Genomic DNA, 20,985 nt, shown 5'->3' with positions numbered 1-20,985 from the left:
CTCACTCCTTGTAGGAAGTCCTGTTGCAGGTCCTGGTCTTTGGGCTAGATACATCACAGCAGGAGTCTCTGTCATGCCAGATAGACTCAAAGCCTCGCACATAAGAGCAAAACCGCCTCCAGATGTTGTGGTCATTGCTCTAGCCCCTGCGTACCAACCGCCAAGCACCATATGCAGAGATGCTATCTCATCTTCAGTCTGCTCCACGGCTATATCAAGGTGTTTTGTCATAGAAGCCATAAAGCTTAGCACTCCAGTTGATGGAGACATCGGATAGGCGGTTAGCATATTACAACCGCCTGCTAAAAAGCCAAATCCCGAGGCAGTAGTTCCATCCATCTGATGGAGTTTTTTCACACTCTCTATATCAACTTTTGGTAACTCAAAATTGACTTTATCTTCTAATTTGGCTCCCTCTTCATAACCTAGCTGGGCAACCTCTTTATTAACTTCATCATCTTTAAAATGTTCTGCGATGCTCTCTAACAAGAAGTCTTTATCAATACCAAGTGCTCCAAAGAGCATACCTGCGATATAGGTATTTGCATACTTCGCACTACCAAACTTTTTTGCACTCTTTTGCATGGCAACCAAGATAGTGTCATCTGTGCCAAATGCCTCATCTGCAAAAATCACAGTTTCTTTATGGCATCTACCCTGCATATGTTCTAAAGCGAGTGCATCTAAAGCTACGGATATATCAACCTCCCAGCACGGTGCTTCAACTAAAGCATTTGAGATTCTAATTAGTGTAGTATTGCTCCCACCTCGCACCCTAGACATAAACTCTTTTGTTGAGTAAACATAAAAGCCACTCTTTTTAAATGCGCTATTGAGGATACTCTCAAGGGTAGCAATACCCATTCCTGCCGCACCGCCAATTAAGATAGAGATACTTTTAAAACTATTACCACTGCAACGCTTATGTTCGTTTACTCTCATGTTAATATCCTTTACCTCGCTGGATTCCTATATGAGCGTATCTTAAAAAAAATAATATATTGGTAATAACACTATATTAGTAAATAACTTTAACTTATAAAATAGATTGTTATGTTCTTTGGCTTAATCTTGCTAGTTGGAGATGTATGAGAGTTTTGATTATATATTAATCTATAAAATTATTAGCTATTATATAATTTGAATCTTTGCATTTTTTATAGTAATTTTTCCATTTAACTCATATTCAAAAACCTTAGCAGCAAATTTTGCTATAGCTTCATCATAAGTTGGATTTGTTTTACAATATTCTAAAAAGTTGTCCTTTATAATATTACCTTGCTTAATATCTCCAAACTTTGCAACAAACTCATCCACATCATATATAGCTTTTGCAAGCCCTTTATTGAGAAGCTTGTTTGTACCATCGCTCTCACCAACTCTATGCGGCAATACATAAATCTCTTTTTTCATTCTCAAAGCATCTTGCACACTTCTCATCGTTCCCGAATTTATATCTGCATAAGTTACGATGAGGATATCTCCCAAAGCAACAACCAACTCGTTACGAAGAGGAAAATTATATTTATAAGATGCTACTCCGGCTTGAAATTGGCTTAGAACTAATCCCTCTTTTTCCATATCTTCAATTATATTTTTATTTATTGCCGGATATCTTTTGTCAAGCCCCGTTCCTGCAACCATTATAGTATTGTTTGCTCCGGCAGCCTTATGACATATAGCATCCACACCGATAGCACCGCCGCTGACTATGCAGACTCCGGCTTGTGACAACTTAGATGCGATTTCATATGTTACTTGTCTTGCATATTGATTTGGCTTACGACTGCCGACTATAGAAATCTTTGGTCTTGTAAGCAGTTCTGTTGCACCTATATAAAATATCTCTTTTGGATATCTCTTCATGGCATCAAGCTCTGGAATATGAAAGTCTATAGTTTCAATCATATTTTACCAATAACGATGAAAGTTCAGAAACTCTCTCTTGAACTATATGCATCTCAATAAAATCTCTCTATAAGAACTAACTCAACATCGGCAAAAAGCTTTTTTGATTCATCAATTGCCAAAATAGTATTTGAGTGCGGATGTCCTATTGCAATGGCACTTCCATGCGCTTTTGCATATGCAACTGCTTTTTTTATCTGCCCCTTAACATACTCTTTATCAAACTCATGATCTAAAAAAATATCTCTAGATATATACTTCTTACCATAGTTTTTCATAACAGCAGGGACCTTTGTATTCCCTATAGTTCTGCTGTCTATAAAGTTAATATTTTGCTTATCTAACGCGTATATAAGTCTCTTTACTGCGTTTTCATCTGATGTAAACTTACTGCCGGTATGATTATTTATATATTTTACTTTAGGAAAAAGCTTTTTTATCTCGGCAATTCTATATGTAATTATCTCCTGAGAATCATCCACTTTTAGAGTAAAAGGCTCCTCCTTTGTAAAGCTTTTTGCTTCCATGGGAAGATGCACCATGTAGAAACTCTCTTTTGAAGCTAAAGTATGAGAGTTTGGTCTATGTTTACTCGGCGGTAAAAAAGACATTGTTATGGGTAGATTTAGACTCTTTATAGCATCAACTTGCGCCCTTACGCTTACATCGTCTATAATAATTGCAAGTTTTGGTTTTGAAGAGCTTTTTACTATCTCTCTTTTTGGAGGTATTGGAAGGACTTCCCCCTCAACCTCATGGGAAGCATCTTCGTATTCTGCGACACTCTCCTGCTCTTTTACAACAGCCTTGCTATCCTTTTTCAGCACCTCTTTTAGTCTGTCATTTATATCTAACTCTTTTTTATCCATATCTTCGAGTTTTTTGAGCATTGATGCTTTTTTTTGCTCTTTTGCTTGAGCTTTTTGAACTATCTCTTTTTTTGCACTATCATGTCCAATATAATAGCCGGCTATAAATGAACCTAGAAAAACTGCAATAACAGCTAAAATCCAAACTGCATATATTAAAATTTTTGATTGTTTTTTAGAACTTGTTTTTTTTCTTCTTGACATATTTTCTCCATTAATTATTGATAAAACTATATCCTAAAAAATTAAAATAGAAATTATATATTGCATTTTGACATATAATGCCGCTCTTAAGCTCTTAAAATAAGAAAATTTAAGCATTGTATTTTTTAAGTATATTTTTTGTATAATCCCGCGTTCCTTTCTCTTTGTATCGATTTATATTTTCGATATATACACATCCGAAAGGGAAACAAAAGCCTTACATCATTAGTGATGGGCAAAATACCAAAGGGAGATTATACTCTATGAGAAATTACGAAAACCTAGTAATCGTAAAACCAACATTAACGGCAGAAGAGATTCAAGCTAGCATAAACGCTATCGAAGAAATCATCACTTCTAACGGCGGCGAAATTGCTGCAAGAGACACTATGGGTATGAGAAAATTAGCATATCAAATTGGAAAAAACGAGCGTGGTTATTTCCATGTTGTTTATTATTCAGTTGCGCCTTCAGCAATTAGTGAAATTGAGAGACGTTTTCGTATCAATGAAGACCTTCTTCGTTTTGTAACTATCAAGTATGATACAAATCGTGAAGTTGCAGCTTGGAATCAACTGGTTCTAAAAGCAAACAAAAAAGCCTCTTCCCCAGCAGCAGAAGCTAAAACAGAAACCGTTGAAGCAGAAGCAGAAACTGTAGAAGTAGAAGAAGTAGAAGAAGTAGCTGAAGAGTCGGCAGAGTAATTAAGGCTAAAGCCTAAATAAATAAGGATAATTCATGTATAACAAAGTTATTTTGGTTGGAAACTTAACTAGAGATATAGAACTTAGATACTCTCAAGGCGGAATGGCAATTGCAAATACGGCAATTGCCACAAGTCGTAAATTCACCGTAAACGGCGAAAAGAAAGAGGAAGTTTGCTTTGTAGATATTACATTCTTTGCAAGAAGTGCAGAGATTGCCAACCAATACCTTCGTAAAGGGAGTAAAATCCTAGTAGAAGGTAGACTTAACTTTGATCAATGGGTAGATCAAAACGGACAGAAGCGCTCTAAACACTCTGTTGTTGTGGAAACTATGCAGATGCTAGATTCAAAAGGTGAAAACCAAGGTGCCGGCGGTTACCCTGCTGGGCAGAGTCAAGCGCCGCAACAAGGCGGTTATGCTTCTCAGCAGCCACAAAGTTACCGTGAACCTGCCGGCACACAACAGCAGCCATCTTCTTATTCACAAAATAAGCAGATGCCGCAGAGCAGCTCTATTCCCGAGATAGACATTGATGAAGATGAAATTCCGTTTTAGAAATAATAGATAACAAAAGGAAATACCATGGCAGAAAGAAGAAAGTATAAAAAAAGATACTGTAAGTACTGTGAAGCAAAAGTTGACTTCATGGATTATAAAGATGTAGGAGCTCTTCGCTTCTCTCTTTCAGAAAGATATAAAATCATGCCTCGTCGTTTAACAGGTAACTGTAAGCGTCATCAAGATATGATTTCAACAGTTATAAAAAGAGCTAGAGCTGCAGCTTTAGTTCCATATACTGTAACTCGTAAAACAGTTGTAACTGCACCTTTTGAGAACCTAAAATAGGTTCTTTGGTGCTTTTGCACCACCTTTTATAGACACTATTCTCCCACAAATAAACTCTCATATTATTTAGGAATATTTTTTGCTATCTAAAAAGTAAAAAGTGGTACCATGCACTATATACTGACTATTATCTTACTAACTTCTTTCATGTATGCAAAAACAGCAGATTTTTCAATCATAATAGATGAAAAATTCAATAATGCTCTAGTTGATGTAACCGAGGATTATGACCGTTCTATCAGTGCAGTCGGCTTTATCAAAGAGTACAAACAGGAGCCATCCCAAAGCTCTAAAACTTATACAAATGCTTTTGATTATCTCTCCTCTTTATCAAATGCTCACGGCTCACAGATACACCTTGTCAAAGTAGATAAATATGCAGATATTTTACTTAGAAAATCTATGAATCTTGAGAAATTTAATGAACCCATTGGAATTGTAAAAACGCCTCAAAACGGCTATTTAATTGGGGGTTATACTCTTGATGGCTCTTTGCTGCTGATAAAAATAGACTCTAGCGGTAATAAAATATTTACAAAGCAGTTTGGAACTTTAAACCAAAGCAGAATGAACAAAATTATTCTGCTGCGTGATGGCGGAATTTTAGCAATAGGTTCCGCTATGGCTACACGAGCAAATCATAATATTTTTGAAAATGGCTTTGCGTTAAATGATGTCTATTTAGCTAGGTTTTCAGGCAACGGCACAATGTTGTGGAGTAAAAAGTACGGTTCTTATGATGATGATGCAGGAGTTGATGCTGCAGAAGCAGCTGATGGTTCGCTTATAGTCCTAGGCAAAAAAAACAGCAACATGCAAACTGGCATAACCCTTATGCGAGTTACACAGAATGGGGACAAAATTTGGCTCCAAGAGTATATAAATGAAAAAAAAGCAACTCCCTATAAAATTATAAAATTAAGAGATAACAATTTTGCAGTATCACTTTCTCAAAAAGATGAGGTAAATAAAGAGCAGATTAGACTCTTAAAGATTGATTTACATAAAAATATCCTGCTAGATAAAACGCTTAACACAACTTACCCCAGCGTGCTGAAAGATATCAAAGAGTCTTTAGACGGTAAGATTATCGGGGTCGGCTTTGTACAAGACAATTATGATACCGACGGGCTAGCCATGCTGCTTGATAGCAAATTTTCAATGCTCTCTCAGGAGCATTACGGCTCCAATGAGAATGACTCCTTCAGTGCTCTTAGCATACTTCACAACTCTCAAATCGCAGTTGCCGGAGTCTATACACAAAAAGAGTCTCAAGAGACAAACATGTGGCTATTAAAACTAAACCGAGATCTCACAATATCGCAAATATCAAATAGTGTAACAACTTTTTATGCGCAACTTTTGGACCTCTTTAAGGAGGAGATTCAAGCAAATAAAATATCTATAAAAGAGGATTTATCTATAAGATTTAATGATGAAAGTCTCTATTTCAAGATTGGTGAATATATATTGACAAACCCTCAAAAGAAGTTTTTAGATCTCTTTGGCAAAAAACTTTTAACATTTTTATATAAAAACAAAGAGAATATAAAAACGGTGGAAATCAACGGTCACACCTCAAGCGAATGGGGCAAAAATGACTTTTCAAGCGGTTATTTAAATAATGAGGACTTATCTATGAAACGCTCATTTGCAACGCTTAGTCATATATTTAATAACCAAGATGAGAAAACAAAAAAATGGCTAGCAGAGGTACTAAAAGGAAGTGGACTAAGTTTTTCTAAAAAAATCATGTTAAATGAGGTTGAAGAAAAAGAGAGATCAAGAAGAGTTTCATTTAAGATAATCCTCTTTGAGAATTAAGATCTCAACTTTATACTAAGTTTTAGATATCTTCAGAATATGCATCAGTTGCTCTAAAATCTAAACGTACTTTGTCCTGTTTTAGCTTTTTGTAAAGCTTAAATTTGACCTTTTCTAGCTCGTCATCATCATAAGAAAATTCAGCTTTTATCTCATCATCGCTTACTCCTGCACTATCCATAGCAAAAAGTCTTAGCTCTTTTTTTGTAAGTTTTGCTTTAAGCACTCCGTAAAGAGCTTTGTCATCTTCTATAATATCTACTAAATTCAGTTTAGAAAATTTAACCAACATCTCCCTAAAATTATTTTCACTGTTATACTGTCTCCAGACGCTGTTTTGTAACATTAAATCTTCCCTAATATTTGTGTTAAGTCTTTTGTATCGACTATTATATTTGCTTCTTTGCGTAAAATCTCTCTTGCGCAAAAAGCGACTCTTGTGCCGGCATGTGCAAACATGGAGAGATCATTTGCTCCATCTCCGCATACCAGCGTTTCAGCTTCACTAACTCCCAGCAAACCTTGCAAACGAACCAACATATCGCCTTTTGAGTAGTTAAACATCATATCTCCCCCGACAAGACCGGTAAGTATCTGATTTTTATGATGCAGTACGTTTGAGAAATCTGCATCATATCCTAAAATATTTTTTGCATATCCAGTTGCACTTCTAAATCCGCCGCTAAAACAGACCACTTTCATGCCCCTTGATTTAAGCTCGGCAATAGTCTCTTTGGCTCCCTTCATGTAGGGCAGATTTTGACTGATTTTCTCTACCACACTATACTTTAATCCCTTTAAAAGTCCGACTCTCTGCTGAAGCGATTCAAAAAAATCTAGCTCGCCGTTCATGGCAGCTTCAGTGATTTTGCTTACCTGCTCGCCAAGTCCTAGTTCTTCTGCAAAAAAATCTATTGTCTCGCCGTCCATCAGCGTAGAATCAAAATCAAAAACAGCCAGTTTTAGCATTTATTCTTCTCTCTTTAGTTATAATTGCGCAATTATACCATTTAGGATGCTTTTTGTTTAATGAACTTATAAATAAACTAAAAAACGATACTTATATCACGCTAGAGACAACTCCGGGGCACTCTGCTATTTTCTCTCCTATCATAGAGACAATAGCAGAGCTTGGGCTTGATAAACTAGTTGATGGTTTTACAACAACGGACAATCCGCTTGCAAAGTTAAGATACAACTCTCTATTTGCGGCAAAGATGCTTCAAGAGAGATTTAACAAGCCGGTAATTGCAACTATGAGCATGCGAGATAGAAATAAAATCGCCCTCCAATCAGATCTTTTGGGGGCAAATGAAGTAGATGTAAGAGCGATATTAGCGTTAACTGGTGATCCTGCAACAATATCAGATCAGCCGCACACTAAGGGTGTTTTTGAAGCAGATAGCTCACTTTTGCTTGAGATTATCTCATGTTTTAACAGCGGAATTGATTATGCGGGTAAACTTTTGACACATAAACCAAAAGAAATCTACCCTTTTGCCGTCGTAAACTCTTATGCAAAAAATCCTAAAACACTGCAAAAAAAGATGCAAAAAAAGATAAAAAATGGTGCCCTTGGAATTATTACACAGCCTGTTTATGACTTACAAAACGCAAAACTATTGCTAGAATTAAAAGAAGCAGCAAATAAAGAGTGCTGTAATGAAAACAAAAGTGCTGAACTTATTTTGGGAATATTTCCGATTACAAAACTAAGAACTGCACAATTTTTATCTGCACATGTGCCGGGTATAAATGTTCCTGCAGCGTGGATTGAGGCTCTTAGAGTTGCAAATGAAAAAGGGGTAGAAGAGGAGTATAGAGTCGGGCTTGAGCTTAGTAAAAATCTCTTTTTCGAGCTAAAAGCACTGCATCCGAAAATCCATCTAATGACGGCTAATCAGTTTCAAATAGCAAAAGATATACTACTATAAATTAAGGATATAAATGATTGATTTAAAACTACTCCAAAAAGATTTTCAAGATGTCAGCGATAAACTCGCAAGAAAAGGGGTAAGTATTGAACTACTCAATTCCCTCAAAAAAAAGAGTGAGGAACTAAAAGCTGCAAAAGTTGCTTTTGAAACACTTCAAGCAGCTCAAAATGCAATGAGTAAGGAGTTTGGCATCTACAAAAAAGAGGGTAAAGATGTAAATGAACTTAAAGCAAGAGTTGATGCAAACAAGATTAAAATTACTGAAGCTCTTGAAACTCAGCGAATAGAGCAGGAAGAGCTAGAATCTCTTGCTATGTCAATTCCAAATATTCCCGATGATGATGTTCCTTATGGTAAAGATGAAAATGATAATGTAGAGATAAAAAAAGTTCTCTCTCCAAGAGAGTTTAGCTTTACGCCAAAAGAGCACTGGGAGCTAGCTGAGAAAAACGGATGGATAGATTTTGAAAGAGGCGTAAAGCTAGCAACAAGCCGTTTTAGCGTCTCCTTTGGGATGGGAGCAAAACTTGAGCGTGCACTTATCAATTTTATGCTAAGTTTTAACTCAAAAAGAGGCTTTGAAGAAGTGAGTGTGCCCTCTATTGTAAACAGAACTGCGCTTGAAGGCACTGGGCAGCTTCCTAAGTTTGAGGATGACCTCTATAAGATACAAGACCAAGAGCTTTTTTTAATCCCCACTGCGGAAGTTCCAGTTACAAATCTTTTTCAAGATGAGATATTGTTGCCAACTCAGTTGCCGATAAAAATGACGGCATACACCTCATGCTTTAGAAAAGAAGCAGGTGCCGCAGGGCGAGATACAAGAGGGATGATACGACAGCATCAATTTCATAAAGTTGAACTTGTTTGTATAGCAAAACCCGAAGATAGCGACAAAATTTTTGAGGAGATGGTACAAACTGCATCAGACCTACTTAGCGCACTAGAGCTACCGCACCGACTTGTAACACTCTGTAGCGGTGACCTTGGTTTTAGTGCAGCAAAAACGGTAGATTTAGAAGTTTGGCTACCGGGACAAAATACATATAGAGAGATAAGCTCTGTCTCAAATACAAGAGAGTTTCAAGCAAGACGCGCAAAAATAAGATACAAAGATGAAAATAAAAACTCCTTTGTACATACTCTAAACGGCTCATCGCTTGCTGTTGGAAGAACCATGGTAGCTATTATGGAAAACTTTCAAAATGAAGATGGAAGTATCGTAATTCCAAAGGTTTTAGAGCCATATATCAACTGATATCATGGTACTTTTTTTGCTTTAAAAAAGAAACTACAACAAGGTAAAAAATGGCAAATGGACTAGAAGAAGAGATAATAATTATTGAAGATAGCGACGCTGCTTATGACAGCGTCGCCTCTAAAACACCAATAATAGACGAGGGCTCATCTTCTACAGCCAAAAAAAAACTTATTTTAGCAGGTATTGGAGTCGGGCTTACCTTCATTATAACAACACTCTTCTTTATGCTACAAAGCTCACCCAAAAAACCTGCCGATACCTCTATGGGCTATATAGATGAAAGATTGGAAAAACCAATTTCAGAGCCGGTAGAACCAAGTAAGATAGAGAACATGATAGCAAAAGCTGATTATCTCTACTCAACCGGTTCAAAAAAAGAGGCTCTTACGCTTTATGAAAAAATTGCACACTACAGCGAAGCAGTCTCAGCATATAATTTAGGAGTAGCACAACTTAAAGATGCACAATACGAAATAGCATTAGAGACATTTCAAAAAGCAATTAAAAACAATGAAAAAAGATGTGTAAGTGCTATTAATGCTGCTGTTTGCTCACTGCATCTACAAAATGAAGAGAGCTTTAGATACTATATTGACTTAGCATACGCTTATTTACCACAAGAGAGACAATCGCCGCTATACTCCTACTACTATACTCTTATCAATTACTATAACGGTAACTATTTAGAAGCTCTTAGCGCACTTAAAAATCCTACTTCTAAGGAATACTTGATAGTTCAAAACTCTCTTAACTCAAGAATTAATGCTCTTTTTGAGAATGATTACAGTGCAATTGAGAGCATGGAAAATAACAAACCACTAATCAATGATTTTAGTTTGGGGCTGCTTTATGCAAGAGTCGGAGATCTTACGTTGGCAAAAAACTATCTTCAAAATGCTCTAAAAAAAGGGGTGGAGCCTGTAAAGTCGCAGCTTGCTCTTGGATATGTAAATTTAAAAGCAGGTCAAGTTCAAGAAGCATCTAAAAATATAGAAAATATTACGGATATGTTTGGGGAAGAGGTTTATAAACCATACCCAATTAAAGTTTCGCTAAAAAATTCTCTCTTTAACCCAGAGCAGGCACAAGAGAGATATAGAAACATCATAAGCAACAGCAAGCAGATTGATTACCAAAAAATATTTTACTTTTCGCCTTACAAAATATTCAATGCAAATCAAACAATAAGTTATATACGAAAAGGAAATGCAAACATTTATATAGATAATATAGACTCTGCAAAAGAGTACCTTACAAAAAGCTCCTCCTCTTCGAGCGTAAATATAGGTATAGTAAACGCGATAAAAAAAGCTCTCTCTTTTAGACTCAGAGAAGCCAATGAGATGCTACAAAAGCTAGTTGAGCTTCAACCTAAGCACTCTATCTTGCACTACAATTTAGCTCTCACTTACGCTCAAATGGGGAATATGGTTGATGCTCATAAACACTTTTTGCGCTCTTATAATTTTGACGCAAAAAATTATCTCTCAGGGATATACGCCATTATGACTTCCCAACTTATAGACAACGAAAATAGCAAACTGCTTTCAATTATTAAAGATGCCCTATCCCATGAAGAGTTCTCAGAGGAGGTAGATCTCTACAAGACACTTCTTTTTATAAGTCAAGGAAACGCTTCTTCTTTAAGCGACTGGCTTGATAAAGATTATAAGCAACGTCCATTGTATCTGGCACTAGATATTATTATTGCACTTAAACAAAACAATATTAGTGCGGCTCAAAAAGCAGCAAATAAGCTTACTATAATGCTTCCCGATGAGATAGTTCCGCACATGATGTACATTGATGCTTATTTTAATAAGTTAAACCAAAAAGAGTATGCAAAAGAGGTTATGAACTACTTAAAGGTTCAAGATTTAAACTTTAATGATTTATATTTTGGCGCATATATTACACGATATCTATATATTCAGCAAAATCTTATTATTGGCAAACTTTACTTTCTAAGAGAGCAGTTAAAAAGCGTATTAGAATCAACAACAGATACAACAGAGGAACTAACAAGTTCTTTAGCGCTTGCTTCACTGTATGACGGCGCTTACGAAGAGTCCTACACTCTTTATAACAATCTTATTGACAACCTGAAAATAAGAGACTCTCAAACTCTGTTTTTAGGAGCCGTAGCATCAACTGCGGCAGATCACCATGCAAATGCAATAGCTCTTTTAGAGCTCTCAAAACTAAAAAATCCTAGTTTTTTAGAGAGCAGATATGCTCTTGGACTTCTCTATCTTGAAGTTAAAAACAACAAAGGAGCCGTTGTTCAGCTCTCTAGAATATATAAAAACAATTTTAATTCTGAATATTTTAATTTTAGTATAGATACCGATAAGTTGATGTTTGAAAAAAGTCAGAAGTAAAATTTAGCTCTTTTTCTTATCAGTTGTAAAGTAACCTATAAGAGATTCTGATGCTCTAAGCTCGTTGCCAATACCGATATTTATTCTAAAGTTATGCGGCAAATATAGCTCTGTAACTCCATTAAGAACAAAGCCGTATCTTGAACCTTGCAATAAATTTTGCCCCTTTATCGCATCTATATCTATACCTTTTATACTCTGCTTTAACCTATGAACAATCTTTATCTTGTTTGATGTTTTGGCATCTATAAAAGTAAGCTTTACATTTTCATTAATATCTTTTGAGAGCGATTTAATAGCTGAGAGCCTTGCTCCTTTATGCAACTCTATCTTCTCTAGGGATGAAGTAAATGGAGCTCTTAGTAGGGCTACATTAAGATAACTGCTTTGCACCTCTACTTTATATGCGTAGCTATTCTCATTTTGAAGCTCTTCTATCAATGCAACTACTCCATCAACAGGGCTGACTACACTGTTTTCCTGATATAGCATACTTGCTCTCTCAGGATTTCTAAAAATAAAGACAAAAAACAGCGTTGTAACAAAAGCTAAAAATTGTAAAAGATTCAAATCAAATAATGCAAAGAGTAGAAATGAAGCAACAGCTCCTGCTAAATAATTCCATCCCTCTTTAGCAATCGGTAAAAGATTACTTCTCATCTAAGTTCCCTTTATCCTCTTTTGATTTTTCAACATCTTTTTCTTCTTTGGCCATTTTTGCATCAGCCTTTAGCTCCTCTTCTATCTCATCAATAACAAGATTTACCTTAGACTCCATACCTTTTTCTTTTTCAAAATTGATAATTATATTTCTAACTTCTTCGCCCGTAATATTCTCTTTTTTATAAAGAAGTTTTACCATCTCTTCAACTGCTTCCCTATACTCTTCAAGCCTTTGTACGACAGATACATATCTCTCTTGAAGTGATGATTTGACAAACTCATCCATGCCCTCAGCCATCTTATCACTGTATTCTCTTGTTGCTTGAATTCCGCCGCCTAGAAATGAGTGTCTGCTTTTCTCTAACACCATTAATCCTGCAACATCGCTCATTCCATAAGTTTGAACCATCGATTTAATGATATCAGTTGCTCTTTCTAAATCATTTCCTGCACCAGTTGAAATCTCACCTATAAAAACCTCTTCTGCTGCACGCCCGCCTAGGAGTACATCCACCTCTGCCCAAAGCTCATGGCGCTGCATCATAAATTTGTTCTCTTCTGGGGTATTTAACGTGTATCCGAGTGCAGCTAGTCCACGAGGAACTATAGATACTTTTGATACCTTTTTAGCTCCGATTGTAGTTTCAGCCATCAGAGCATGTCCGCTTTCATGATAAGCGACAATCTTCTTCTCTTTAGGGTTGATTCTGCGAGATTTTTTAGCTAGCCCTGCTAAGGCACGCTCTACTGATTCATAAAGATCTTTTTGTGTTACGCTTTTTTGGCTTTTTCTACCTGCTAAAAGAGCTCCCTCATTAACAATATTTGCTAAATCAGCTCCAGTCAAACCTGCTGTTAAGCGCGCTACTTCTTCAAGATCAACATCTGCATCCATCTTAACGCCTCTGACATGCACCTTTAAAATCTTGATACGTCCCTCATAATCGGGCTTATCAACCAATACCTGCCTATCAAAACGTCCCGGACGTAAAAGCGCCTGATCTAATATCTCTGGTCTATTAGTAGCTGCTAAAATAATAACTGGAGTATCAGTTCCAAAACCGTCCATCTCTGCTAAAAGCTGGTTTAGCGTCTGTTCACGCTCATCATTGCCACCCATATTTGCACCTGCTGCACGGCTTTTACCTATAGCATCAATCTCATCAATAAAGATTATACTCGGCGCATCTTTTTTTGCCTGCTCAAAAAGATCTCTAACACGAGCCGCTCCGACACCAACAAACATCTCTATAAAGCTAGATCCAGTTACCGAAAAAAATGGTACATCCGCTTCCCCGGCAACAGCTTTTGCCAAAAGAGTCTTACCAGTACCTGGACTTCCCACAAGCAAGACTCCTTTTGGAATTTTTGCACCGATTTCTACATAACGACCCGGATATTTTAGAAAATCTACAATCTCTTGCACCTCTTCCTTTGCCTCTTCTACTCCTGCAACATCATCAAATTTTGTTTTAGGCTTTTCAGAGTTAATCATCTTTTTAGAGCCACCCATTCCCAAAATTCCGCTACCCATGCTTTTTTGCATTCGTCCCGCAAAAAACATCCATATAGCTATAATTATCAAAAACGGAAAGAGCCACCCAAACATCTCTGTAAACCAGTTAGTTTCGCTAAAACCGCCGTATTCAATATTTTGTTTTTCAAGGGCTTCGGTAAGTTTTGTATCCCCCGGTACAATTCTTGTTGTATAAAGTGTTGAACTATCGACTCCAAACGCTTTTATATAGCTCTGCCCTATTTCAACCTTCTTTACGCTTTTTGTTTCTATTAATGATTTAAGCTCCGAATAACTTATCTGCTTTACTTTTTTATTACCAGTTGCCATATCTGAAGTGCTATTTTCTCCGATTAACGCTTTAAAAAGCAGAATAATCACTACTGAGAAAATCGCAAAAGTTATAAGAGGATTTTTATTGAAAAAATTATTGTCGTTATTACTGTTTTTATTTTGCATATCTATTTTTTACCTTTTTTTAGTATTAATGTGACCCACTCATCTTGGGCTATCCTCTCTAAAATCTCAAAATCTTGATAAAATTTTAAAACTTTTGATTCATATTTATCCAATATCCCTGAGAGTATCAGCACTCCTGCATCTTTTAAAACACTTTTTAAATCGTTTGCTATAAAAGTGAGCACATCGGCAACTATATTTGCCACAACAACATCATAACTATTTTTTGTTTGAGCGCAAGAGCCTTCCCATAAGTTTTCAAACTTTACCAAATTTAATTCGGCATTTTGCTTACTGTTTTCAACACTTGCTATATCAGTGTCGCAGGCATCTACTATGGCACCTATTTTTATAGCCCCTATTCCTAAAATACCGCTTCCGCAGCCTACATCCAAGACTCTATCGCCCTCTTTTACATATTTTGCTATTGCTCTTAGTGATGATGCTGTTGTCGGATGATGCCCAGTGCCAAAAGCTAGCGCAGGATTTATTTCTATATTTATCAACTCCTCATGAGGAGCATCCCATGTCGGGTGAATGTAGAACTTATCAATTACAAGCGGTTGTATGCTCTCTTGATAAAGCCGTACCCAGTCACTATTATCAAGTTTTTTTTGCGTACACTCTACCTCTATATTTTCGCCCAAAGCCTTTGTAAGAGCTTCCGCGAATTGCTCTAATCCCCAAATTATAGTCTCTAAATTATCTTCGCTTCTAATAATAAAGCCATCATCCGTCTCTTCAAACCCGATAGGCAACGTATCTGCTAAAAAATCACAAAAGAGTGAATGATGAGAAGATACGCTGACTTTTAACTCAAAGTAATGCTCTTGCATTACATCTCAGTACCCATAACGGCACCAAGTTTCTCTTTTAAAACTTGAGGAGTAAATGGCTTAACGATATAATTATTCACACCTGCTTTTAATGCAGTGATAACCTCTGCTTTTCCACCCTCTGTTGTCACCATGATAATTGGCAAGTCTGTAAATCTACTATCTGCACGAACTTTTCTAACAAGCTCAAGACCGTTCATCTCAGGCATATTCCAATCGGTAATTAGCATATCTACATCCGGATTTTTATCCAAAGCGCTCCAGCCCTCCACTCCGTCAGCACCCTCTAGGATATCTTTATGACCAAGCCTAGCCAATGTATTTTTAATAATACGGCGCATGGTAGAGCTATCATCGACAACAAGTAATTTCAAAGGAAATCCTTTTTATAAAAATTTGTAAATTAATTAGCAATAATACCTAAATTTTATTAATTTTGTGATTAAGCACCGCTTAATTAAGGAGTTTGAACATTTTTTCTAAATCAAGTGTTCCCTCATAGTAGGCTTTTCCTATAATTACGCCATCAACGAGATTTGTCGCTATAAGAGCCTCTATATCGCCCTCATTTTTAACGCCGCCGCTTGCAATTGTGCTAACACCGCTTGCCTTTGCGATATCAACGGTAAAATCAACATTTACACCGCTTAGAGTTCCATCTTTACTTACATCTGTACATATAATTGCTTCAACTCCCGCATTTGCAAACTCACGTGCCAAATCAGTAGCAAGCATAGTGCTTACTTCGCCCCAACCCTCAACGGCTACAAAGCCATCAATAGCATCAATCCCTACTGCAATAGGATATTTAGCTGCCATCTCTTTTACAAACTCGGGATTCTTAACTGCGATGGAGCCTAAAATAACTCTGTCTATCCCGATTTCCAGCATTTTTTTAATGGTTGCTTCATCGCGTATTCCGCCGCCGAGCTCAAGTTTTACACTGCAGTTTTGTCTGATTTTTATAATCTGCTCCAAATTTTTAGGCTCGCCTGCAAATGCGCCGTTTAAATCGACTAAATGCACCCACTTCGCACCCATCTCTTCAAATTTCTTCACAAGCATCCAAGGCTCATCAGAGTATATTTTTGCACTATCCATAAGACCCTTCGTAAGCCTTACTGCCTTACCGTCTTTTAAGTCAATTGCCGGGTATAAAGTCATTTTATTATTTCCTTAATTTTATTTCACAAAATGAAGGGAACCTCTCATTTGTTTTATTACGATGTCGAAAGTAATTCCATCATCTACGCTAACGCTACGTTTCCTTCGGCAGGAAGCCTATAAAACTTGCTCCATTTATTTATTTATTTATTATAGATTGACAAAATTTTCTAATATTTTAAGTCCGTTTTTATGGCTCTTTTCAGGATGAGGCTGAATTCCCATAACATTTTTATGGGCGACTGCAGAGGTAAATTCATATCCGTATATAGTTTTACCTATAGCATCAGCTTCATTTTCACATACAACATGGTAAGAGTGTACAAAGTAGAGATAGTGCTCTTCATCTAAACCCAAAAAGAGCGGATGTTCTTTTGTAAACATCCTATTCCAGCCCATGTGAGGGACTTTCAACGCTTCACTAAATTTAGATGTATCAAAGGCAATAACTTTACCCTTGATAAGTCCTAGACCCTCGTTGTCTCCAAACTCTTGTGAGCTCTCAAACAACAGCTGCATACCAAGACATATTCCAAGTATCGGCTTACCCTCTGCGGCGAACTCTTTTATGGCTTCAATCATATTCCGCTCACGCAAATGCTCCATTGCATCAGGAAATGCACCAACTCCCGGAAGAATTAGCTTGTCATACTCTCTAAACTTTTTCGGGTCGCTCACGACAACACTTTTTGCTCCTATTTTAGCAAATGCATTTTGTACACTTGCCAAATTTCCCATGTTATAATCAACAATTGCTATCATTCATCAATCTTTAATTTTGTAAATTTAATATATACCGCCAGCGTCACTAAAAGCATTGAAACACCTGCAACAATATACAACGCATAGATTAGCATTTGCGGATCTGTAATTGCAAACTTAAATACAAGCATAAGTGCTTCTATGGATAAGGCTATAATAATTGAACCCAAAAATCTGACCATCGTTTTATGCGGACCTGATATACTGTTTTCTTTATTTCTACCCAAAATCTCCTCTTCAATAAGAGTTTTAGCCAAATCAAATATTGCAAGTGCGAGCGTAATTAAAATGGTTGCTTCAAATACATCTTTTATTTGAAACTGCCCCGGAAGTATCTCATTGACGAAAAAACTCTGAATTCCCTTAAAAAATAGAAGCAAAGCAACAGCTACAAGGGCAAAAGAAAATAGCGCATAAGAGTATTTAAAAATAGCCGTAAAAAAAGTATCTGAAACACTCAAGCGAGATATTTTTATAACTTCATCAAGAGGCATATCAAGACATGCTACATATTTTAGTTCCCCATGTTCATCGTAAAGAGGCTGCGAAGCCGTTACGCATAAATCACCTGTTATAAGTGATGGGTAGGGGTCTGTTATCGTGCATCTAGATTCTCTTACTGCACGATAATAATAAGCACGATTAGATCTGATTTTACCCACATCTTCATCAATCTGCTCGGTTACCGTAAATGTGGGGGAAATTTGAACTCCATGGCTGTCAAGCAGGTAAACTCCGTCACAATTTTGCAAATCCGCTTTTATCTTTAAAAGACTAGGCATTATAGACTCTACAGAGAGTGAAGGTAGCCTATTTTGAATGTTTTTTGAAAAAAGATAGCAGAAGTAAGCTCTTGCTTTCGTACGACCTTGAGAAAAATTTTGTATATCGGATATAACCATTTTTTTTCTTGCCTTAAATTTATATAATAGGCGCAATTATACCAAAGGCATTGTTACAATTTGATATAATCCGCCTTTAAATAAAGTTGGAGTTTTTTTATAATGGGTTTTAAGATTTTTTTACTATTTGAAAAGTTTTTGATGTTGCTTCCAAAAAAAATAAGAAAAAGTTTTTTTGTTTTCTTGGCAAATATTGCATACTATCTCTCGGCTAGGTATAGAAATGTCGGTTTTATAAATTTAGATTTTGTTTTTGGCGAGAGACTTACGCAAGAAGAGAAAAAAAAGATTGTCAAATACAGCTTTAAAAACCTTCTGCTTAATTTCTTACATTTGATGGAAATTAGACATATGAGCAAAGCAGAGCTTGAGAAAAAAGTAACTATCAAAAATATTCAAGCCGTAAAAAAAGCCCATAAGCAAGGGCGTGCCGTCATTTATATAACATCTCACTACTGCGCTTGGGAGTTAGGAGCTGCAGCAATTGGAAACTTTATTGAACCCGTTTATGCAGTTTTTAAAAAGATGAAAAATCTAGATTATCAAGATTGGGTCTTAGAATCTCGCGGCAAATTTAACAACAAATCTTTAGAAAAATCAAATGTTATAAAACCCCTCATAAGAATAACGAAAAACAAAGAAGCTAGCGGGATTTTAATAGATACTGCTATAAACAAAAGAGAAGGAGTTGAGGTTACGTTTTTAAATAAAAAAATTCATCAGACCGCGACTCCTGCATATTTGGCAAGAAAATTTGACGCTGCAATCATTCCGACAAGCATAAAAACTGATGATGAAGAGAACTATACTCTTATATTTTTTGATGAAATAGCAGTTGAGAAAACTGATGATGAGAAAGAAGATATTAGAAAAGCTACACAACTTCAAGCGGACTGGTTAAGCAAGCTAATAACAGATGAGCCAAAATACTGGTTTTGGATACATAGAAGATTTAAGAGTAATTACCCACAGATATATAAAAAATAGATTTAGGTAGATTCATACTCTTTTGTTCTTGCCTCAAAGAGTTTTAAAATTGTTAGAAAAAATGCGGTAATAGCCGGTCCTAAAATCATCCCCCAAAATCCAAAAGTTGAAAGCCCTGCAATGATGGCAAAGAAGATAATAAGTTCATTCATCTTGGCATCATCCTCATCTAATAGCCTTAAATTTATCTCTTTAATTATAAAAGGCTTTATAAACGTATCTGCAATAACTGAAATTACAACAACAGAATAGAGTGCTATAAATATAGCATTTGAACTGTTTCCTGTAGAAAACTCATAAAGCGCAAACGGAAGCCACATAAGAACTCCTCCGACAACCGGAATCAGGGAGGCAAATCCATACATGATTCCAAAAAGAAGCCCATTGTATCCCATAAAAGATATGGCAATCCCAAAAAGTATGCCTTGAAACATTGCATTTACTATTATAGAGTAAAAGACGACACTCATAACAGAGGAGAGCTCTTTTGCAAGAAGTGTTGTCTCCTCAGCGGACATCTGAACGACTCTTTTTAAAAAATCAACCACAAAACCGCCGTTATACTGAGCGAAAAAATAAAAGATTATTACCAAAAATGAATTTTTCAGATATCCCGCACTTAACGACCCTATATTCCCAGTCAAAGAGAGTGCGTATGAAGCAATAGAGTTCACACTTATCTCCTTCATGAAATTATCTGTATATGGTTTCAAAAATGATAAATATTCAGGAGGAGCTTGTAGAAATTCTTTAATAAAAATCTCTATATTTTTAAAAACTGCCGGATCCATACTGTTTAATTTTATACTCAGAGCTGCCAAAAAATATCCAAGCGGTACAAAAAACAAAACAGCTAGTAAAAAACTTGAAATCAGTGCCGCTAAAAATTTTGACTTTAGAAGTTTTTCAAAGAAATTTTGAATATTTGATGTAGAAATTGCAAGCAGTGCCGCAATTATCATTCCAAGCAAAAATGGAGCATAAAGAAGATACATCCAATAAAGGGAGCTTACAAAAAGTATGCCTACAAAATATTGCGGTTTCAAAACAGACTCCCGTCTTCTTGAGTCGGAACGGCAACATTTAAAATTTCATAAGTGTTTCTTGTGGCTTTTCTTCCTTTTGCAGTTCTCTCTAAATAACCGTTTGCTATAAGATAAGGCTCTAAAACATCCTCTACAGTCCCCTCATCCTCGCTAAGTGCAGCTGCTATCGTGCTAAGACCCATAGCTCTTCCTTTAGCCGAAACCAAAAGGGTTAAGAGTTTAATATCCATCTCGTCAAACCCATGAGAGTTTATACCGAGTTCTTCAAGCGCATATTTGGTTCTTGCATATGCTATATTTTTTTCATTTGCCACATCTGCAAAATCTCTTACGCGGCGAAGAAGTCTAAGTGCAATACGAGGAGTTCCACGGCTTCTTTTTGCTATCTCGATGCAAGCTTCATGCACTATCTCTTTATTTAGCTTTGCAGAAGCCTGCAAAATGATTTTAGAGAGCTCTTGTGGGGAGTAAAACTGCATCCTAAAGTTCATGCCAAACCTATCTCTAAGCGGATTAGAGAGCATTCCTGCTCTTGTTGTGGCACCAATAAGCGTAAAGCGAGGCAAATCTATCTTCACAGTTTGCGCCGCCGGTCCGCTTCCGATAATGATGTCGATGCGAAAATCTTCCATTGATGAATAAAGTATCTCCTCAACACCCGGCGAGAGGCGGTGAATCTCATCTATAAAGAGTATATCGCCCTCCTCTAGGT

22 protein-coding genes are annotated in these 20,985 nt (G+C 36.5%); 8 read left to right on the top strand and 14 right to left on the bottom strand.

Annotation, left to right across the window (positions count from 1 at the left end; all coding sequences use genetic code 11):
* The 3 genes from M0Q17_RS05710 to M0Q17_RS05700 all read right to left on the bottom strand — a co-directional run.
* Nucleotides 1-942: 2-oxoacid:acceptor oxidoreductase family protein (locus M0Q17_RS05710; RefSeq protein ID WP_295084377.1), on the bottom strand; the 942-nt coding region annotated here is incomplete at its 3' end.
* Between the two features lie 189 nt (nucleotides 943-1,131).
* On the bottom strand, nucleotides 1,132-1,908 hold the full coding sequence (locus M0Q17_RS05705) for a DNA-processing protein DprA (protein WP_295084374.1): 777 nt from the start codon (nucleotides 1,906-1,908) through the stop codon (nucleotides 1,132-1,134).
* A 53-nt stretch (nucleotides 1,909-1,961) separates the two neighbouring features.
* Nucleotides 1,962-2,981, bottom strand: a complete 1,020-nt coding sequence (locus tag M0Q17_RS05700) for a divergent polysaccharide deacetylase family protein (protein ID WP_295084371.1) — start codon at nucleotides 2,979-2,981, stop codon at nucleotides 1,962-1,964.
* Nucleotides 2,982-3,244: 263 nt separating this feature from the next.
* Between M0Q17_RS05700 and rpsF the strand changes: the two genes are divergently transcribed.
* The 4 genes from rpsF to M0Q17_RS05680 all read left to right on the top strand — a co-directional run bounded on the left by rpsF (nucleotide 3,245) and on the right by M0Q17_RS05680 (nucleotide 6,359).
* Nucleotides 3,245-3,685, top strand: coding sequence for a 30S ribosomal protein S6 (gene rpsF, locus M0Q17_RS05695; RefSeq protein WP_295084367.1), 441 nt, complete (start codon nucleotides 3,245-3,247; stop codon nucleotides 3,683-3,685).
* Between the two features lie 34 nt (nucleotides 3,686-3,719).
* Nucleotides 3,720-4,244 (top strand): single-stranded DNA-binding protein, encoded by a 525-nt coding sequence (locus tag M0Q17_RS05690; protein WP_295084364.1) that lies wholly within the window; start codon nucleotides 3,720-3,722, stop codon nucleotides 4,242-4,244.
* Nucleotides 4,245-4,271: 27 nt separating this feature from the next.
* The gene (rpsR, locus tag M0Q17_RS05685; RefSeq protein WP_294927630.1) at nucleotides 4,272-4,535 is read left to right on the top strand and encodes a 30S ribosomal protein S18; all 264 of its coding nucleotides are present in this window, start codon (nucleotides 4,272-4,274) and stop codon (nucleotides 4,533-4,535) included.
* A gap of 108 nt (nucleotides 4,536-4,643) precedes the next feature.
* Nucleotides 4,644-6,359 (top strand): hypothetical protein, encoded by a 1,716-nt coding sequence (locus M0Q17_RS05680; protein ID WP_295084361.1) that lies wholly within the window; start codon nucleotides 4,644-4,646, stop codon nucleotides 6,357-6,359.
* Between the two features lie 22 nt (nucleotides 6,360-6,381).
* Here M0Q17_RS05680 and M0Q17_RS05675 read toward each other — a convergent pair whose 3' ends face one another.
* A complete protein-coding gene (locus M0Q17_RS05675) occupies nucleotides 6,382-6,705 on the bottom strand; it encodes a hypothetical protein (protein WP_295084358.1) in 324 nt (107 codons plus the stop codon).
* The gene (gene serB, locus M0Q17_RS05670; protein ID WP_295084355.1) at nucleotides 6,705-7,328 is read right to left on the bottom strand and encodes a phosphoserine phosphatase SerB; all 624 of its coding nucleotides are present in this window, start codon (nucleotides 7,326-7,328) and stop codon (nucleotides 6,705-6,707) included. Before serB ends, M0Q17_RS05675 begins: the two co-directional genes overlap by 1 nt.
* A 53-nt stretch (nucleotides 7,329-7,381) precedes the next feature.
* On the opposite strand from serB, the gene M0Q17_RS05665 reads away from it, so the two are divergent.
* The 3 genes from M0Q17_RS05665 to M0Q17_RS05655 are packed head-to-tail and all read left to right on the top strand — an operon-like array spanning nucleotide 7,382 to nucleotide 11,938.
* Nucleotides 7,382-8,293 carry a methylenetetrahydrofolate reductase gene (locus tag M0Q17_RS05665; RefSeq protein WP_295084352.1) on the top strand — a complete coding sequence of 304 codons (912 nt, stop codon included), beginning with the start codon at nucleotides 7,382-7,384 and terminating at the stop codon, nucleotides 8,291-8,293.
* Between the two features lie 13 nt (nucleotides 8,294-8,306).
* Nucleotides 8,307-9,554, top strand: coding sequence for a serine--tRNA ligase (serS, locus tag M0Q17_RS05660; RefSeq protein WP_295084349.1), 1,248 nt, complete (start codon nucleotides 8,307-8,309; stop codon nucleotides 9,552-9,554).
* Between the two features lie 50 nt (nucleotides 9,555-9,604).
* Nucleotides 9,605-11,938 (top strand): tetratricopeptide repeat protein, encoded by a 2,334-nt coding sequence (locus tag M0Q17_RS05655; protein ID WP_295084345.1) that lies wholly within the window; start codon nucleotides 9,605-9,607, stop codon nucleotides 11,936-11,938.
* A gap of 3 nt (nucleotides 11,939-11,941) precedes the next feature.
* Here the strand turns inward: M0Q17_RS05655 and M0Q17_RS05650 are convergent, their stop codons facing one another.
* From M0Q17_RS05650 to M0Q17_RS05620, 7 genes are all read right to left on the bottom strand, one after another.
* The gene (locus M0Q17_RS05650) at nucleotides 11,942-12,598 is read right to left on the bottom strand and encodes a phosphatidylserine decarboxylase (RefSeq protein WP_295084342.1); all 657 of its coding nucleotides are present in this window, start codon (nucleotides 12,596-12,598) and stop codon (nucleotides 11,942-11,944) included.
* Nucleotides 12,588-14,576 (bottom strand): ATP-dependent zinc metalloprotease FtsH, encoded by a 1,989-nt coding sequence (gene ftsH, locus M0Q17_RS05645; RefSeq protein ID WP_295084339.1) that lies wholly within the window; start codon nucleotides 14,574-14,576, stop codon nucleotides 12,588-12,590. Before ftsH ends, M0Q17_RS05650 begins: the two co-directional genes overlap by 11 nt.
* Nucleotides 14,577-14,578: 2 nt before the next feature.
* Nucleotides 14,579-15,412 (bottom strand): 50S ribosomal protein L11 methyltransferase, encoded by an 834-nt coding sequence (locus M0Q17_RS05640; protein WP_295084337.1) that lies wholly within the window; start codon nucleotides 15,410-15,412, stop codon nucleotides 14,579-14,581.
* Nucleotides 15,412-15,786 carry a response regulator gene (locus M0Q17_RS05635; RefSeq protein ID WP_295084334.1) on the bottom strand — a complete coding sequence of 125 codons (375 nt, stop codon included), beginning with the start codon at nucleotides 15,784-15,786 and terminating at the stop codon, nucleotides 15,412-15,414. Before M0Q17_RS05635 ends, M0Q17_RS05640 begins: the two co-directional genes overlap by 1 nt.
* 79 nt (nucleotides 15,787-15,865) lie before the next feature.
* Nucleotides 15,866-16,576: a 1-(5-phosphoribosyl)-5-[(5-phosphoribosylamino)methylideneamino]imidazole-4-carboxamide isomerase gene (gene hisA, locus M0Q17_RS05630; RefSeq protein ID WP_295084331.1), complete on the bottom strand. Its 711-nt coding sequence runs from the start codon at nucleotides 16,574-16,576 to the stop codon at nucleotides 15,866-15,868.
* 150 nt (nucleotides 16,577-16,726) lie between these two features.
* Nucleotides 16,727-17,338: an imidazole glycerol phosphate synthase subunit HisH gene (hisH, locus tag M0Q17_RS05625; protein WP_295084328.1), complete on the bottom strand. Its 612-nt coding sequence runs from the start codon at nucleotides 17,336-17,338 to the stop codon at nucleotides 16,727-16,729.
* Nucleotides 17,335-18,240 (bottom strand): PDC sensor domain-containing protein, encoded by a 906-nt coding sequence (locus M0Q17_RS05620; RefSeq protein WP_295084325.1) that lies wholly within the window; start codon nucleotides 18,238-18,240, stop codon nucleotides 17,335-17,337. Before M0Q17_RS05620 ends, hisH begins: the two co-directional genes overlap by 4 nt.
* Before the next feature lie 102 nt (nucleotides 18,241-18,342).
* Between M0Q17_RS05620 and M0Q17_RS05615 the strand changes: the two genes are divergently transcribed.
* Entirely contained in the window at nucleotides 18,343-19,227 is an 885-nt protein-coding gene (locus tag M0Q17_RS05615; protein ID WP_295084323.1) for a lipid A biosynthesis lauroyl acyltransferase, read from the top strand.
* 2 nt (nucleotides 19,228-19,229) lie between these two features.
* On the opposite strand, the gene M0Q17_RS05610 is transcribed toward M0Q17_RS05615, so the two are convergent.
* A complete protein-coding gene (locus M0Q17_RS05610) occupies nucleotides 19,230-20,273 on the bottom strand; it encodes an AI-2E family transporter (protein ID WP_295084320.1) in 1,044 nt (347 codons plus the stop codon).
* Nucleotides 20,270-20,985 (bottom strand): Holliday junction branch migration DNA helicase RuvB (gene ruvB / locus M0Q17_RS05605; protein WP_295084317.1); only part of this gene is annotated, 716 nt, incomplete at its 5' end. The genes ruvB and M0Q17_RS05610, both read right to left, overlap by 4 nt.

It is taken from the genome of Sulfurimonas sp., assembly GCF_023229105.1.
In the GTDB taxonomy this organism is placed as follows: domain Bacteria; phylum Campylobacterota; class Campylobacteria; order Campylobacterales; family Sulfurimonadaceae; genus Sulfurimonas.
This window is presented reverse-complemented; position numbering and strand designations above follow the sequence as displayed.

Coding starts and splice junctions, on each gene's coding strand:
- M0Q17_RS05705 (WP_295084374.1), bottom strand. CDS start 1,908: ATGATTGAAACTATAGACTTTCATATTCCAGAGCTTGATGCCATGAAG.
- M0Q17_RS05700 (WP_295084371.1), bottom strand. CDS start 2,981: ATGTCAAGAAGAAAAAAAACAAGTTCTAAAAAACAATCAAAAATTTTA.
- rpsF (WP_295084367.1), top strand. CDS start 3,245: ATGAGAAATTACGAAAACCTAGTAATCGTAAAACCAACATTAACGGCA.
- M0Q17_RS05690 (WP_295084364.1), top strand. CDS start 3,720: ATGTATAACAAAGTTATTTTGGTTGGAAACTTAACTAGAGATATAGAA.
- rpsR (WP_294927630.1), top strand. CDS start 4,272: ATGGCAGAAAGAAGAAAGTATAAAAAAAGATACTGTAAGTACTGTGAA.
- M0Q17_RS05680 (WP_295084361.1), top strand. CDS start 4,644: ATGCACTATATACTGACTATTATCTTACTAACTTCTTTCATGTATGCA.
- M0Q17_RS05675 (WP_295084358.1), bottom strand. CDS start 6,705: ATGTTACAAAACAGCGTCTGGAGACAGTATAACAGTGAAAATAATTTT.
- serB (WP_295084355.1), bottom strand. CDS start 7,328: ATGCTAAAACTGGCTGTTTTTGATTTTGATTCTACGCTGATGGACGGC.
- serS (WP_295084349.1), top strand. CDS start 8,307: ATGATTGATTTAAAACTACTCCAAAAAGATTTTCAAGATGTCAGCGAT.
- M0Q17_RS05655 (WP_295084345.1), top strand. CDS start 9,605: ATGGCAAATGGACTAGAAGAAGAGATAATAATTATTGAAGATAGCGAC.
- M0Q17_RS05650 (WP_295084342.1), bottom strand. CDS start 12,598: ATGAGAAGTAATCTTTTACCGATTGCTAAAGAGGGATGGAATTATTTA.
- ftsH (WP_295084339.1), bottom strand. CDS start 14,576: ATGCAAAATAAAAACAGTAATAACGACAATAATTTTTTCAATAAAAAT.
- M0Q17_RS05640 (WP_295084337.1), bottom strand. CDS start 15,412: ATGCAAGAGCATTACTTTGAGTTAAAAGTCAGCGTATCTTCTCATCAT.
- hisA (WP_295084331.1), bottom strand. CDS start 16,576: ATGACTTTATACCCGGCAATTGACTTAAAAGACGGTAAGGCAGTAAGG.
- hisH (WP_295084328.1), bottom strand. CDS start 17,338: ATGATAGCAATTGTTGATTATAACATGGGAAATTTGGCAAGTGTACAA.
- M0Q17_RS05620 (WP_295084325.1), bottom strand. CDS start 18,240: ATGGTTATATCCGATATACAAAATTTTTCTCAAGGTCGTACGAAAGCA.
- M0Q17_RS05615 (WP_295084323.1), top strand. CDS start 18,343: ATGGGTTTTAAGATTTTTTTACTATTTGAAAAGTTTTTGATGTTGCTT.